This window comes from Corynebacterium sp. 21KM1197 (genome assembly GCF_033783015.1).
In the GTDB taxonomy this organism is placed as follows: domain Bacteria; phylum Actinomycetota; class Actinomycetes; order Mycobacteriales; family Mycobacteriaceae; genus Corynebacterium.
The window spans coordinates 1,148,741-1,163,660 of record NZ_CP123907.1; the positions used below are offsets into that span (position 1 = coordinate 1,148,741).

Here is a 14,920-nt window from a genome sequence, read left to right on the forward strand (position 1 = left end):
CCTTTCTAATCGAACGTGGTGGTCTGCGAGCCATCATAGGCCGCGATGGCCCGTGCCGCCCGGAGAGACACCTGTGAACTTACCTGGGAGGGGCTGATAATACGCAGCCTGTCCGCATTGCTGAGCGCAAAGCGCACCAGCCACTCCGTGGAACCATAGGGCATGGTGGCCGCGATCCACTCCCCTTGCGGGTTCCCCTCCAGGCTAATGGGGTAATACTCGGCTAGCCAAGCGGCGTCGCGGTGCACCTCAAGGCGGGCCTGCCGATCCAGGTCAAAGGAAAAGCCCACGTCCGCCGGTGCCGCGCCGGGCTTATCGACGACCTCCGGGCCGCTCATTCGATCCAGGCGGAAGGTGCGGTGCCCCTCCTCCCAGGCGCTGAGGTACTGGTGCCCGGAATCCATCACCACCCGCAAGGGCGTGACCTCGCGCAGCCGCTCGGTATCGCTGCTGGCGGAGGCGTACATGAAGCGCAGCTGCTTGTTATCCTCAATGGCCCGGCGGATCGCCTCCCCCACCTGGGAATCCTCCTGCTGCGGGGTGGAATCGAAGATCGCGCTGGCCCCCGTGATCGCTCGCAGCTTGGTCGCCGCCGAGCGCACCGAGGCGGCGTCCACGAGGCCGGGCTGATTTTCCAGGGATTCCAGCATCATCAGTAGCACGGAGGCCTCGGCAGCGCTGAGCCGCAGGGCGCGATCCAGGCCCTGATTATTGGTGATCCGCACGGAGGTATAGCTATGCACCATATCCACCAGGTTGTCCGGCATGAGTCCCGGCAGCCCGCAGCAGAACAGGCGGTTGAGATCCGCCATGATCTCCGGGGGCGTGCGGCCCAGGTCGCGCGCGGCCTCGAACACGGAGCGGCCGGGGTGGGCCTCAAAGTACGGAATGAGGTTGAGCACGCGGGCCAGTTCCTCCACCCGCCCGAGGTTACTCATGCGGCCTCCCTCAGCAGCGCCAGCACCTCCGCGCGCAGGGGCGTATTATCCAGCAGGATCGCGTCCGGGCCGTAGGCCGCCACGGTGCGCACCAGCCAGTCCCGATCCACCCCGCGCAGCGTGACCGTATCCCCCACCATCTCCCCGGCCTCGCGCAGTTCCAGCGCGCGCCCCGGGCGCAGCCGCACTCGCGCGTCCACCCGCTGCCCGTGGCGCTCCAGGGCGGAGACCACGATCGCTTGCAAATCCCGATCCCCCGCCTCGTGCTCACGGCTGCCCACCTCGCGGAAATCGGCCGTGCGCAGGAGCCGGAAGGAACGCGGTTGGGCACGCTCAATGTCAAAGCCCACCAGGTAGAGGCGATCCCGGTGATTAACGATGCCCCAGGGATCCATCACCCGCGTGGCCTCGCCCCGATACCGGAACTCCAGGCGGCGGCCCCGCGTGATCGCCGCGACGATGGTGGTGAGCGCGCGGGCGGATAACTTATCCCAGTCCCCGCCCCCGGTGAGTTCGGGCGGCGTGATCCCGAGGTCGCGCTGCGCGCCCCCGGCGGCGATCTTTGTCCACCCGGACCTGGCAAAGGCCCCCAGTTGCCCACCGCGCCCCATCTGCCCGGCCACCCCCAGCACGGCGGCCTCCTCGGCGCTAAACTCCACTGGCTCTAGTTCATAATCCTCCTCGCGCAGGCGGTAGGCGGGCAGGCTCCCGTTCTTGCGCACCTCCAGGGGTACCCCGGCCTGGGCCAGAGTGCGCAGATCGCGCTGGAGTCGCTTGCGGGCGGTGTCCTCGCTGACCCCACCGTATCCGGCCACGTGCTCGCGCAGCCACTGGGAGGTGAGGTAGGGCCGCCCGCTGCGGGAGGCCTCAAGAAAGGCAAAGGTGAGGTTCACCAGGCGCTCCACGTTCCCGTCACGCGTGGCCATGATGTTCCTCCATATAGGCGATCAGTTCCTCCACCCGGGGATCTGCGGCGGCAAAGGGATCGCCCAGCTCGATGAACTGCGGCTCGGGGCGATTGACCTTGAGCCGCAGCCAGTCCGCGGTGACGGGGGCCTCTAGTTCCCGCGCCCGGGAAAGGAACTCCCCGCGTAACTTTGCCCTGGTGCTCTGCGGCGGGGTGTCCTGGGCCAGGCGCACCTCCTCCTCGGTGCTCCACCGCCTGATGAGCCCCTTGGCCTCCAGCACGCGGGCCAGGCCCCGGCCGGGGCGAATATCGTGATAGGCCAGGTTGATCTGGGCCAGGCGCGGGTGCTCCCAGCCGCAATCCAAGCGCTGGCGGTAGCGCTGAAGCAGGGAGTACTTGATGGCCCAGTCGATCTCCCGATCAATGCCGGAGTAATCCCCGGTTTCCAGGGCCTCAAGGGTGCGCTGCCATAGATCCACCACCGCGCGCAGGTGCTGATCCTCGGGGCGCTGCCCCAACCATTCCTCGGCGGCCCCGCACAGCGCCGATTGCAGTTCCAGCGCGGTGAGCGTGGAGCCATCGGTGAGCGTGAGTGGGGCGCGGGCGCTCTTATTCACCGCGCGGATTGCGGCGATGGGATCGGCCAACTCCCAATCCGGCAGCGGGTACCCCTCCTCCATCATTTCCAGCACCAGGAGGGCTGAGCCCACCTTGAGCGCGAGGGTGGGCTCGGCCATCGCGGAATCCCCCACGATCACGTGCAGACGGCGATACCGCGTGGAATCCGCGTGCGGCTCATCGCGGGTATTGATGATGGGCCGCGAGCGCGTGGTGGCCGAGGAAACCCCCTCCCACACCTGCTCGGCGCGCTGGGAGAAGCGAAAGCCGCCGTCGATATTCCCGGCCCCGCAGATGATCTGCCGGGTGACCATGAAGGCCAGCAGTTGGCGACCCAGAGTTTTGAGCACCGTGCCCCGGCTAATCAGGTAGTTCTCGTGGCAGCCATAGGAATTGCCCACGGAATCCAGATTGTTCTTGAAAAGGTAGATCGGGGTGCCCAGGGATTCCTCCGCGCGGCGGGCGAGATTATCCACCACAGCGTCTCCGGCGCGCTCGTGGGCGATGAGTTGCGGGAGGCTATCGCATTCCGCCGTGGCGATCTCCGGGTGCGCCCCCACGTCGAGGTAGAGGCGCGAGGCGTTGCGCAGGAACACGTTAGAACTGGAATATTCCTCCACCACGGGGCGGAAGAGTTCTCGGGCCAAGTCCTCGGGGCTTAATCCCCGCTGGCCGGTGCTGAGCCCGTATTCCGTTTCTATGCCAAAGATCCTGCGGAGCATGGGCGCTACTGGCCCCCCTTCTGAACGTAGGAGTTCACGAACTCCTCGGCATTATCCTCCAGGAGGCCGTCGATCTCATGGAGGAGATCGTCGGTGCCCTGGGTGTTGATCTGCACCTGGGCGGCCGCAAAGGCATCGTCGCCCGGCTCGCCCTGGTTGCCGCCGGAGTTGCGGTGAAGATGAGTGTGCTCGGACAAGGAAAACTCTCCTTTACTGGTAGTGATGGACGGGGTATCCGCGATCGCGGAGGGCAGAAAGGACCTCGGCCGCGCTGGTGGCCCGGGCCAGGAGATCGCTCACCTCGGCCTCGGTGAGGGTGTGCACCTCCGGCATGGAAAGGCGCTGGTCATCCAGGGCTAAGGATTGCCAACTCGCGGCGGCGATCTCCTCCGGGAAGCGGCTCAATACCTGCCCGCGCAGCCAGGCTCGCGATTCCGGCGGCGGCGCGGTGGTGGCGCGGGTGATATCCCGGGGATCAAGCAGGGTGCGCATACGCCCCTTGCGCACCAGGGCGCTATACAGGCTGCGCTGGGGATCGACGTCGCTGTATTGCAGGTCGATCAGGCGCAGCCGGGGATCGTGGGGCGCCGCCCCGCGCTGTTGGTAGGAGCGAATCAGCGCGTACTTGGCCACCCAATCCAGCAGGTGCGCGGCCGCCATGGGATCGCGGCCAAGCAGGGCTGCTGCCTCGTCCCAGGCTTTGAGAACGCGATTATCCACCTCGGTGCGGGGACGCACGCGCTCCCGGTAGTGGCCCAGGATTTCCAGCGCGGTGAGTTCCCGGCCGTCCTTGAGCGCCAGGCGGGTGCTCAGGGTGAGGTCCTGGGAGACGCGGGTGAGATCCCCCACGGGATCGCACAGGCGCAGGTCGTGGAAGTCCACTCCTGCCTCGATAGCGTCGATCACCAGGGAGGTCATGCCCAGTTTCAGCAGGGTGGAGGTGTGCGAGCGGTTGGCGTCGCCCACGATCACGTGCAGGCGGCCGTAGCGCTCGGCGTCCGCGTGGGGCTCGTCGCGGGTGTTGATGATCCCGCGATTGAGCGTGGTTTCCAGGGAAACCTCCTGGCGGAAGTAATCGGCGCGCTGGGAGATCTGAAAGCGATCCTCCTGGCTCTCCTCGCCCACCCCCATGCGCCCGGCCCCTACCAGCACCTGGCGGGTGACAAAGAAGGGAATGAGGGCCTGGCTGAGTTCCTCGAAGTCCGTGACGCGGGAATAAAGATAGTTCTCATGGGCCCCGTAGGAGGCACCCTTGCCGTCCACGTTGTTCTTGTAGATCTTCAGCGGTGGGCAGGGCTCGTGGCCCTGGAGCACGGAGTCCCCTTGATCGGTGAACCCTTGCACGTCTTGGATCGCTTGGTGGATGATGGCGTCTCCGGCGGCGTCGTAGAGCATGGCCTGCCAGGCGTTGGCGCACTCCGGGGAGGAATACTCCGGGTGGGCGTGATCGACGTAGAGCCGCGCGCCATTGCCCAGCATGACGTTGGCCACGCCCACCGCGTCCGGGTCCACCACGGGCACGGTGTGATAGCGGCGCAGGTCAAAGCCCCTGGTATCGCGCAGGGGGGATTCGTCCTGATAATCCCAGCGGGAGCGGGCCCCCGTGTGCAGCGCGGCGTAGGCCACCACCGCGTGCGTGGAGGTGATGATGGGACTCAGCCCGGGATCGCTGGGCGTGGCGATCCCGTATTCCGTCTCAGTTCCCAGGAATCGTGCCATGACTCTCACCATATCGGAGAGCGCGGGCCTCGATCACGCGGGCGTCCTTGCGCCCGATGATCCGCGACCACTCCTCCGGGTTGGAGGTATTGGGCAGGTCCTCGCTCTCGCGCTGCTCCGTGGCCACCGCTTCCCGCATGTGCGCGGCGGTGATACCCGCCTGGGAGGCACCCGCCAGGTGCTCCTTGATGGCGATCTTCTTGGCCCGATCCACCACGTTGGAGATCATCGCCCCGGAGGTAAAGTCACCGTAATGCAGCACCGCCGTGCCGCCATCGCTCAAGGTCAGTTCCACATAGGGGCGCGGGGCGAACATCTCTGCCACTGCGGCCTCGATGAGTTCCTCCGGGGGCTGGGCCACGGGAATATCCCCGGTTACGTAGCGGCGGAAAATATCGCGGGCGGCATCGGGGCCGGGGCGCTCGATGCGGATCTTCACGTCCAGGCGGCCGGGGCGCAGGATCGCGGGATCAATTAACTCCTCCCGGTTGGTGGCCCCGATGACGATCACGTTGTGCAGGCTCTCCACCCCGTCCAGTTCCGTGAGCAACTGCGGGACGATGGTGGTCTCCACGTCCGAGCTGCGCCCGGAGCCACGGGTGCGGAACAGCGATTCCATCTCATCGAAGAAGATGATCACCGGCCTACCCCCGGAGGCCAACTCCCGGGCGCGCTCGAAGATCGTGCGGATCTGCCGCTCCGTCTCGCCCACGTATTTATTGAGCAGTTCCGGGCCCTTGACGTTAAAGAAGTACGCGGCCGAGCCGCCGCGCCGGGAAAGGGAATGGGCCACGGCCTTGGCGATCAGCGTCTTGCCGCAGCCGGGCGGGCCGTAGAGCAGCACGCCCTTGGGTGGGCGCAGATCGTAGGCGGCATAGAGTTCCGGGTGGCTAAAGGGCAGTTCCACGGCGTCGTGAATCTGCTCGATCTGGGCGTCGAGCCCCCCGATGTCCTGGTAGGTGACGTCGGGCACCTCCTCTAGGGAGAGTTGCGCCACCTCGGAGCGAGGCACCACCTCGAAGCCATAGGCGGACTTGGGATCGTAGATCAGCGTATCGCCCACCTTGGGCGGGTGCTCCAGCAGCGGGCTGGCTAGGCGGATCACCTGCTGATCCCCGGTGGAATCCTCCACCACCGCCCGGTGGCGGCCCAGCAGTTGCACGATGGTGGCTAACTCGCCGGTGCTGCGGAAGTCCGTGGCCTCTAGCAGTTGGTGCCCCTGCCCCAGGCGCACCTCCACGCCGGGCATGAGATCGGCCAGACACACCATCGGGGACATCGGCACCCGCAGCCGCCGCCCCTGGCTCATGATCTCCGCCGAGGAGCCATCGTCCGAGCGGCCCAGGAACGTCCCGTAGGTGGACGGCGGGGCGGCCATCTCCTCGATCTGCTGGTACAGGTTGGAGAGCTTATCCCTGGAGGACTTCAGCATCTCCGCCAGTTTGGCGTTGCGCTCCCCCAGGTATTTGTTATTGCGCTTGAGCTCCTTGACCTCATCGGCAAGATCAATCAACCGGGCGTCGGGACGTGGGCTGCTCATGTGTCTAGCCTAGCCTAAGCAAAAAATGCCTATCGACGCGCCTTGCGTTGCGGTCTGGGGGGCGTGACCCCATCGGCCAGGCGACGCGCGCTCACCAGGAACGCCGTGTGCGCATTCATGCGGTGCTCGGGCCGGGTGGCCAGGCCCTCCACCCGCCAATCGCGCACCAGGGATTCCCAGGCGCGCGGCTCGGCAAAGCACTTGAGTTCCCGGATCGTCTCCATCGTGTTCATTAACTGCGGCACGGTGGCCACGTACGTCATCAGCACGCCGCCGGGAATCAGGAGGTCACGGGCGGTACCCAAAAAGTGCCAGGGCTCCACCATGTCCAGGATGATCCGATCCACCGGTCCACCCAGGTCCTCGGTGCGCACCTCTCCAAAGTCCCCCAGGCGCGGGTGCCAGTTGGCCGGGCGCTGGCCAAAGTACTCGTCCACGTTGTTCTCGGCGTACTCTAGGTGATCCTTGCGGATCTCGTAGGAGAACACCTCCCCCTTCTCCCCCACGGCCCGCAGCAGGGCCATCGAGAGCGCCCCGGAGCCCGCCCCGGCCTCCAGCACCCGCGCGCCGGGGAAAATATCGCCCTCCACCAAGATCTGGGCGGCGTCCTTGGGATAAATCACCGCCGCGCCGCGCGGCATGGAGAGCACGTGATCCACCAGCAGGTGCCGGAAGAGCAGGAACTCGCTGCCCTGCACCGAGCGCACCACGCTGCCCTCGTCAAGGCCGATGATGTCATCGTGGAAGATCTGCCCCTTGTGGGTGTGGAACACCCCGCCTTGGGTGAGCACGATGGTAAAGTGCCGCCGCTTGGCGTCGGTAAGCTGAACGCGATCACCGGGCTGGAAAGGGCCGGAATAGGCCATGAGGGGTGCTCCTCCTTGAAGGCTGGGTACTTAACTGTTGATCAAGTATGCCTCAAGGGCCTCGCGGAACCACACCATGTCCTGCGCCCCGCACACCTCGCGGGCCGAGTGCATGGACAGCAGCGGTACGCCCACATCCACCGTGTCAATGCCCAGGCGGGTGGCGGAGATGGGGCCGATGGTGGAGCCGCAGGGCACCGCGTTATTGCCCGCGAATACTTGCGACGGCACCCCGGCGGCCTCGCAGCAACGCCGCCACATCGCCGTGGTGGTGGCAGTGGAGGCATAGCGCTGATTGGCGTTGATCTTGGTCACCGGGCCGTGACCCAGCAGGGGGTGGTGCTCGGAATCGTGCTTCTCCGGGTAATTGGGGTGTACCGCGTGCGCGGCATCGGCGGAGACCATCGTGGAGCGCGCATACATCGGGCGGGGATCAAGCCCGCAGGCCTCCGCAATGCGATCGAGCACCTCGCCCAGCAGCGGCCCGGCCGCCCCGCGCGTGCTCGCGCTGCCCACCTCCTCGTGGTCGAAGGCAGCCAGCAGCCAGATGTCGGTGCCCGCCTCCCCGGAGGCCACTGCCCCCTGGAGCGCGCGCATACCCGCGTACACCGAGGTCAGGTTGTCCAGCCTGCTCGCCGCCAGCAGATCCCCGCTGAGGCGGCCCGGCTGGGCGTCGGCAAGTATAAGCCAGTGCCCAAAAATGTCGTGGGGCTCCACCCCTGCAGCCTGGGCGATGACCTCGCTGACCGTGGCGTCCTCCACCGTGAGTATGGGCTGCACGTGGGTTTGACGGTTGATCTCCGCGTCCCGGTCGAGGTGAATGGCCAGGCGGGGAATCCGCAGCACCGGCTCCGTGTGGATCAGGGTGCTGGAACCATCGGCCAGCACCACCTCCCCGGCCAGGAATAGTTCCCGATCAAACCAAGAGGAGAGCAGCGGTCCGCCGTAGACCTCCACCCCGGCCTGGGGCCACCCCGCCGAGCGGCGCTCCGGCTGGGGCTTGAGCACAAAGCCGGGAGAATCCGTGTGCGCCCCGATGATCCGCACCCCGGAATCCGGGCCCACCTCCTCGGGAATCCACCAGGCCAACACCGCCCCGCCCCGGCGCAGCACGTAACCCCCGGCGGGCAACTCCCAGGTGGTGGCCGGGTCTACCGGGCTAAAGCCCAGGCGGCGCTCCACCTCCCTGGCCGCGTGGGCCGCGCTCGGGGAGGCGGCGAGGAAATCCAGGAAATCTGCGCTCTCATTCATGCCCTCTAGTCAATCATGATTAGGCTGATAACCCATGAGTTCTCCGGCCCTCTCCCCCTCGCGCGCCAACGATTATCAGCAATGCCCGCTGCTCTATCGCTTCCGGGCCATTGATAAACTCCCCGAACCCTCCACGGTGGCCCAGGTCAAGGGGACCCTCGTGCATGCGGTGCTGGAGGAGATGCACGCCTGGCCCCGCGAGGAACGCTCCTACCCGGCGGCCGTCAAGCGGCTCAAGCCGCACTGGGAGCGCATGTGCGCCGAGGACGCGGAACTCACCGAACTCGTGCCCGAGGAATACCCCTTCCTGGTGGAGTGCCGCACCCTGCTCAAGGGCTACTTCATGATGGAAAACCCCCAAGGCTTTGACGCGCACGCCTGCGAGCAGTACGTGGGAACCACCCTGCCCAACGGGGTGCCGGTGCGAGGCTTCATCGACCGCATCGACATCGCCCCCACCGGGCAGGTGCGCGTGGTGGACTATAAGACCGGCAAGAAGCCCCTGCCGCGCTACGCTCAGAGCGCGCAGTTCCAGATGCGCTTTTATGCCCTGGTGTACTGGCGGCTGCACGGGCGTATCCCCGATCAACTGCGCCTGATGTACCTCAAGGTGCACGATGACATGCTGCTCTCCCCCTCCAAGGAGGAACTGGAGTACTTTGAGCGCGACCTCGCCCGCCTGTGGGAGGCCATCCTCCGCGACGGGCAGGACGGCACCTTTGCGCCTAAGACCTCCAAGCTCTGCGGCTGGTGTTCCTTCCAGGAATACTGCCCCGCCTTCGGCGGCACCCCGCCGGAGTACCCCGGTTGGCCCTCCGGGGCTAGTTCGGCCTCCTGAGCAGCCCCGAGCGGCGGCCTAGAACAACCCGCTGATGGTGCCATCCGGTGCCATGTCGATGGCATTAGCCGCGGGCTTCTTGGGCAACCCCGGCATGGTCATCACGTCTCCGGTGAGCACCACCACGAAGCCCGCCCCGGTGCGCGGCAGCAACTCACGCACGTGCAGCGTGTGCCCCTCCGGGGCCCCGAGAGCGGCGGGATCATCGCTGAAGGAGTACTGGGTCTTGGAGATGCACACCGGCATTCGATCCCACCCGTGGCGGCGCAGGCGCTCAAGGTCCTTCTTGGCGCGCGGCGAGAACTCCACCGCGCTGGCCCCGTAGATCTCCCGGGCGATGGTGGCGATGGATTCCGCCACCCCCTCCTGGGGATCGTAGAGCGGGTGGGAGCCCTCGCCGAGGGTATCCATCACCGCGCTGGCGAGGTCGGCGGCACCCGCCCCGCCCTTGGCCCACACCTCCACCTCGGAGAGTCGCACGCCCTGCTCGGCGGCCCACTGCGCCATCACCTCGCGCTCCGCCGGGGAATCCGCGCTAAAGAGATTCAGCGCCACCACCGGCTCCACGCCAAACTTGCGCACGTTACGCACGTGGCGCTCCAAGTTCACCAGGCCGCTTCGCAGCGCCTCGGTGTCCTCCACGGAGTAATCCTTGGCCCCGCCGTTGAACTTCAGGGAGCGAATGGTGGACACGATCACCGTGCCCGCCACATCCAGGCCGTAACGGGCCTTGATGTCAAAGAACTTCTCCGCGCCCAGGTCGGAGCCAAAACCGGCCTCCGTGACCACCACGTCCCCGCACTGCAAGGCGGTGCGGGTGGCCAGCAGCGTATTGCAGCCGTGGGCGATATTGGCAAAGGGGCCGCCGTGCACCAGGGCCGGGGTACCGCCCAGGGTTTGCACCAGGTTCGGGTGCAGGGCGTCCTTGAGCAGCACCGCGAGCGCGCCCTGGGCCTGCACGTCCGAGGCCGTCACCGGCTCCCCGGAGTAGGTATAACCCACGGTGATCCGGCCCAGGCGCTCCTTGAGGTCCGCGGCGTCCGTGGCCAGGCCGAGCACCGCCATGATCTCGCTGGCGGCGGTGATGGTAAAGCCCGTCTCCGTCGGAACGCCGTGGGCGCGGCCGCCCAGGCCCGTGATGACCCCGCGCAGGGAGCGATCATTGACGTCCAGGCAGCGCTGCCAGGTCACCTGGCGGGGATCAATGCCCAGGGCGTTGCCCTGGTGGATGTGATTATCAATCAGGGCGGCCAGCGTATTGGTGGCCGCCGCGATAGCGTGAAAATCCCCCGTGAAGTGGAGGTTAATATCCTCCATCGGCACCACCTGGGAGTATCCCCCGCCCGCGGCACCGCCTTTGATGCCCATGACCGGCCCCTGGGAGGGTTCGCGCAGCGCGGCGATGGAGTTGTATCCGGCCTGGCGCAGGGCGTCGGCAAGCCCGATGAGCACGGTGGACTTCCCCTCCCCCGCCGGGGTGGGCGACATGCCCGTGACCAGGACGAGCTTGCCGGGTTCGCGCTGCGGCAGGGCGCTCACGTCCACCTTGGCCTTGGTGGTGCCATAGGGAATCAGCGCGGCATCGGGAATCCCCGCGCGCCGGGCGATCTCCGTGATCGGTTCGAGTTGGTGCGCCTGGGCAATATCAACATCGGTGAGAGTCATAATCTTTAGCCTAGCCGCGCGGGGGCGCGGAATGGGTGCTTTTTAGAGCAGAACCGAGCCAAAGAGGTATCCCAGTGCCACCGCGATCACCGTGTACACCACCCCCGGAATGAGGAAGGGATGATTAAACACGGCCTTGCCGATGCGCGTGGAGCCGGTATCGTCCATCTCCACCGCCGCCAGCAGCGTGGGATAGGTGGGCAGCACGAACAATGCGGAGACCGCCGGGAAGGCGGCCACGGCCGTCAGCGGGCTCACCCCCATGGCCAGCGCGGCGGGCATGAGAGCCTGCGTGGTGGCCGCCTGGGAGTACAGCAGCGCGGCGGCGAAGAAGAGCACCACCGCCAGCAGCCAGGGGCTAGATTGCAGCACGGAACCGGCGAGGGATTCGATCCCCTCCATGTTGTGCTTGATGATGGTGGTGCCCAGCCAGGCCACGCCCAGCACGCAGATGCAGGCAGACATGCCGGAGCGGAACACCTGGGTATTGAGGATGTCCCCCGCCGGGATCCTGGTGACCATGACGATGACCGTGGCCGCGCTGAGCATGAGCGCCATGATCGCCTCATTGCGCGGCAGGGTGGGCTCCGCGATCAATCCCACCTGCGAGGAGGTCAGCGTGGCGTACAGCACCACCAGCACGATGGCACCCAGGAAGATCCCCACGGAGGTCGTAGCCGCGCGGGTGGGGGTATAGGTAGAGCTTATCGACGGCTCCTTGACCAGCCCCTGCTCAATGCGCTCAAGGTAGACGGAATCGTGCTCTAAATCCTTACCCAGCCGATTGCACAGCCAGGCCGTGGGGAAGATCGCCAGGAACGTGGCCGGAATGACCACCGCGAGCAGCCCCAGGTAGGACACCCCCAGTGGCTCCAAGATCGAGGCCAAAAAGACCACCGCCGCGGAGATCGGGGAGGCCACGATGCCCATCTGCGCGGCCACCACCGCCACCGAGAGCGGGCGGGAGGGGCGCACCTTGCCCTCCTTGGCCACCTCCACGATCACCGGCAGCGTGGAAAAGGAGGTGTGCCCGGTACCGGCAAAGACCGTCATGAGGTAGGTGACCACCGGGGCCCAGAAGGTGATCTGGCGGGGATTACGGCGCAAAAAGCGCTCCGCCCAGTACACCAAAAGATCCATGCCCCCGGCGCGCTGCATGGCGGCAATGGCGGCGATCACCGCCATGATGATGCCGATGACGTCGAAGGGAATGTCCTCCCGACTCACCGGAACGCCGGTGAGTCCGAGGAGTAAAACGCCCAGGCCACCGGCGAAGCCGATGGCGATGGAACCAAGCCGGGCGCCCAGCACGATCGCCGCGAGGACGATCGCAATATGCAGGATAAGCATCGGAGAAAGCCCCTTCCGATATGCGGTTATGTAGCACCGTTAATTATCCTGCGCGGGCCCCGGGCCAGGCAACTAATGTGATATTGCTTAATGGGGCTTTACTGGGCGGGATTAATCGTCCAGATAGATGGTGCCCCGGAACTCCGGGTGCATGAGGTTCTCCTTGGACAGCACCCGATCCAGGGTCTCCTTATCCATCAGGCCCTTGTCCAGCACCAGATCGCGCACCTTGGCCCCGGTGGCGGCGGCCTCCTTGGCGATGAGATCGCCGTTGTGGTGGCCGATGAAGGGGTTGAGGTAGGTGACGATGCCGATGGAGTTTTCTACGTAGGCGCGGCAGACCTCCGCATTGGCGGTGATGCCCGTGACGCACTTGGTGCGCAGCGTATCCGCGGCATTACGCAGGATGCGCAGGGACTCAAACAGGGCCTCCCCGATCACCGGCTCCATCACGTTGAGCTGCAACTGCCCGGCCTCGGCGGCCATCGCCACGGTGAGGTCATTGCCAAAGACCTTGAAGCACACCTGATTGACCACCTCCGGGATCACCGGATTGACCTTGCCCGGCATGATGGAGGAGCCGGCCTGGCGCGGAGGCAGGTTGATCTCGTGGAGGCCGGCCGTGGGGCCGGAGGAAAGCAGGCGCAGATCGTTGCAGATCTTAGAGAGCTTCATCGCGGCGCGCTTGATAGCGGAGTGTGCCAGCACGTAGGCGCCGGTATCGGAGGTGGCCTCGATGAGGTCCTTGGCGGACTTGATTTCCAGGCCGGTGGTCTCGCTGAGCGCGGCCACCACCTGGTGCCGGTAGCCCGCCGGGGTGTTCACCCCGGTGCCGATGGCGGTGGCCCCGAGGTTTACCTCCAGGAGGCGATCGGCGGCCGTGCGCATGACGGACTGCTCCTCGCTGAGGTTGGAGGCAAAGGCCCGGAACTCGTCGCCCAGGGTCATGGGCACGGCGTCTTGAAGCTGCGTGCGGCCCATCTTGAGGATGTCCTCGAACTCCGCGCCCTTGGCTTGGAAGGCGACCTGGAGGGCGTCGTAGGCCTCGATCAGGCGCATCAACTCGTTGTACACGCCCAGGCGGAAGCCGGTGGGGTATGCGTCGTTGGTGGACTGGGACATATTCACATCGTCATTGGGGTTGATGATGTTATAGGAACCCTTGGGCTCGCCCAGGTGCTCCAGGGCGAGGTTGGCGATCACCTCGTTGGTGTTCATGTTGAGGCTGGTGCCGGCCCCACCCTGGAAGAGGTCGATGGGGAACTGATCCATGCACCGGCCCTTGTCCAGGATCTGATCGCAGGCCCAGATGATGGCCTCGGCTTTCTTGCGGGGCAGGGTGTGCAGGCGGCGGTTGGCCATGGCGGTGGCCTTTTTCACCTGAACCATTCCACGGATGAAGGCGGGCACCTGGTTGATGGTGTTGCGAGAGATCTGGAAGTTCTCCACGGCGCGCAGGGTGTGAATGCCGTAGTAGGCGGAGGCGGGAACCTCCATGGTTCCCAGCAGATCTTCCTCCGTCCGAGTACCCGGGGTGGGGGTGCTCGCTTCCTGAGTCTTAGCCTTGGCAGTCTTTTTCGACGTGGCCATGTGGAAACGGCGTCCTTTCTAGTGGGTGAATTGACGCCTCCATACTAGCGAGGATGTGGGTTTTGCCTAGATCCTGGCTATCCGCAGATCCGTGGCCAGGATCGCCTCCGCGCCCACCCCAGCGAGGGCGTCCATGACGTCATTGGCCTCCGAGCGCGGGATCATGGCGCGCACCGCCACCCAATCGGGCCTGGTCAGGGGCGAAACCGTGGGGCCGGAGAGTCCCGGTGTGATGGAGGTGGCCTCCTCCAGGCGCTCGCGGGAGACGTTGTAATCCAGCATGACGTAGTGGTGTGCGTGCACGATTCCCTCAAACCTGCGTAACATCACACGTTGCTCGGGGGTGATTTCGGGGGTACGGCCCACCACCACGGCCTCCGAGCGGCAGATCGGCTCCCCAAAGGGCTCCAGCCCCTGCTGGCGCAGCGTGGCCCCGGTGGAGACCACGTCCGCGATCACGTCCGCCACACCGAGTTTGATGGAGATCTCCACCGCGCCGTCCAGGCGGATCACGGTGGCCTTGATCCCCCGCTCGGCCAGGTAAGCGCGCACCAGGTTTGGGTAGGCGGTGGCCACGCGGCGGCCAGCCAAGGCCTCCACCGTCCACTCCTGCCCCGCCGGGGCCGCGAAGCGGAATGTGGAGGCCCCAAAGCCCAGGGAGAGCACCTCGGTGACCTCCGCCTGGGAGTCCGCGGCGAGGTCGCGCCCGGTGATACCCAGGTCTAGTTCGCCCGAGGCCACGTAGATGGCGATGTCCTTGGGTCGCAGAAAAAAGAACTCCACGTTATTGGTGCGGTCGATCACGTTGAGGGCCTTGGAATCCCTCCGGGTGGCGTAGCCCGCCTCCTTGAGGATCGTGGCGGCGACTTCCGCCAGGGCACCTTTGTTGGGTACGGCAATGCGCATCATGGGGATT

The 14,920-nt window shown here is 66.1% G+C and carries 13 protein-coding genes; 1 reads left to right on the top strand and 12 read right to left on the bottom strand.

Features of this window, described 5'->3' with window-relative positions; translation table 11 throughout:
• Window positions 1-5 precede the first annotated feature (5 nt).
• From OLW90_RS05600 to OLW90_RS05635, 8 genes are read right to left on the bottom strand one after another with little or no spacing between them, the layout of a single operon-like run.
• Window positions 6-938 carry a WYL domain-containing protein gene (locus tag OLW90_RS05600; protein ID WP_319651757.1) on the bottom strand — a complete coding sequence of 311 codons (933 nt, stop codon included), beginning with the start codon at window positions 936-938 and terminating at the stop codon, window positions 6-8.
• On the bottom strand, window positions 935-1,864 hold the full coding sequence (locus tag OLW90_RS05605) for a helix-turn-helix transcriptional regulator (RefSeq protein WP_319651758.1): 930 nt from the start codon (window positions 1,862-1,864) through the stop codon (window positions 935-937). The genes OLW90_RS05600 and OLW90_RS05605 overlap by 4 nt, the downstream gene beginning before the upstream one ends.
• Window positions 1,851-3,185: a Pup--protein ligase gene (gene pafA / locus OLW90_RS05610; RefSeq protein ID WP_319651759.1), complete on the bottom strand. Its 1,335-nt coding sequence runs from the start codon at window positions 3,183-3,185 to the stop codon at window positions 1,851-1,853. Before pafA ends, OLW90_RS05605 begins: the two co-directional genes overlap by 14 nt.
• A 5-nt stretch (window positions 3,186-3,190) precedes the next feature.
• Window positions 3,191-3,382, bottom strand: a complete 192-nt coding sequence (locus OLW90_RS05615; RefSeq protein WP_319651760.1) for a ubiquitin-like protein Pup — start codon at window positions 3,380-3,382, stop codon at window positions 3,191-3,193.
• A 13-nt stretch (window positions 3,383-3,395) separates the two neighbouring features.
• Complete coding sequence (dop, locus tag OLW90_RS05620) at window positions 3,396-4,904, bottom strand: depupylase/deamidase Dop (protein ID WP_319651761.1); 1,509 nt, start codon at window positions 4,902-4,904, stop codon at window positions 3,396-3,398.
• Window positions 4,882-6,444 (bottom strand): proteasome ATPase, encoded by a 1,563-nt coding sequence (gene arc / locus OLW90_RS05625; protein ID WP_319651762.1) that lies wholly within the window; start codon window positions 6,442-6,444, stop codon window positions 4,882-4,884. Before arc ends, dop begins: the two co-directional genes overlap by 23 nt.
• Before the next feature lie 29 nt (window positions 6,445-6,473).
• Complete coding sequence (locus OLW90_RS05630; protein ID WP_319651763.1) at window positions 6,474-7,310, bottom strand: tRNA (adenine-N1)-methyltransferase; 837 nt, start codon at window positions 7,308-7,310, stop codon at window positions 6,474-6,476.
• A gap of 30 nt (window positions 7,311-7,340) precedes the next feature.
• On the bottom strand, window positions 7,341-8,561 hold the full coding sequence (locus OLW90_RS05635; RefSeq protein ID WP_319651764.1) for a M18 family aminopeptidase: 1,221 nt from the start codon (window positions 8,559-8,561) through the stop codon (window positions 7,341-7,343).
• Between the two features lie 34 nt (window positions 8,562-8,595).
• On the opposite strand from OLW90_RS05635, the gene OLW90_RS05640 reads away from it, so the two are divergent.
• Entirely contained in the window at window positions 8,596-9,399 is an 804-nt protein-coding gene (locus OLW90_RS05640; RefSeq protein WP_319651765.1) for a RecB family exonuclease, read from the top strand.
• Window positions 9,400-9,417: 18 nt separating this feature from the next.
• Here the strand turns inward: OLW90_RS05640 and OLW90_RS05645 are convergent, their stop codons facing one another.
• The 4 genes from OLW90_RS05645 to hisG all read right to left on the bottom strand — a co-directional run bounded on the left by OLW90_RS05645 (window position 9,418) and on the right by hisG (window position 14,913).
• A complete protein-coding gene (locus tag OLW90_RS05645) occupies window positions 9,418-11,064 on the bottom strand; it encodes a formate--tetrahydrofolate ligase (protein ID WP_319651766.1) in 1,647 nt (548 codons plus the stop codon).
• A 42-nt stretch (window positions 11,065-11,106) separates the two neighbouring features.
• The gene (locus tag OLW90_RS05650) at window positions 11,107-12,414 is read right to left on the bottom strand and encodes an anaerobic C4-dicarboxylate transporter (RefSeq protein ID WP_319651767.1); all 1,308 of its coding nucleotides are present in this window, start codon (window positions 12,412-12,414) and stop codon (window positions 11,107-11,109) included.
• Window positions 12,415-12,525: 111 nt separating this feature from the next.
• Window positions 12,526-14,004: an aspartate ammonia-lyase gene (aspA, locus tag OLW90_RS05655; protein WP_319651768.1), complete on the bottom strand. Its 1,479-nt coding sequence runs from the start codon at window positions 14,002-14,004 to the stop codon at window positions 12,526-12,528.
• A 66-nt stretch (window positions 14,005-14,070) separates the two neighbouring features.
• Window positions 14,071-14,913 (bottom strand): ATP phosphoribosyltransferase, encoded by an 843-nt coding sequence (gene hisG / locus OLW90_RS05660; protein WP_319651769.1) that lies wholly within the window; start codon window positions 14,911-14,913, stop codon window positions 14,071-14,073.
• Between the last annotated feature and the right edge of the window lie 7 nt (window positions 14,914-14,920).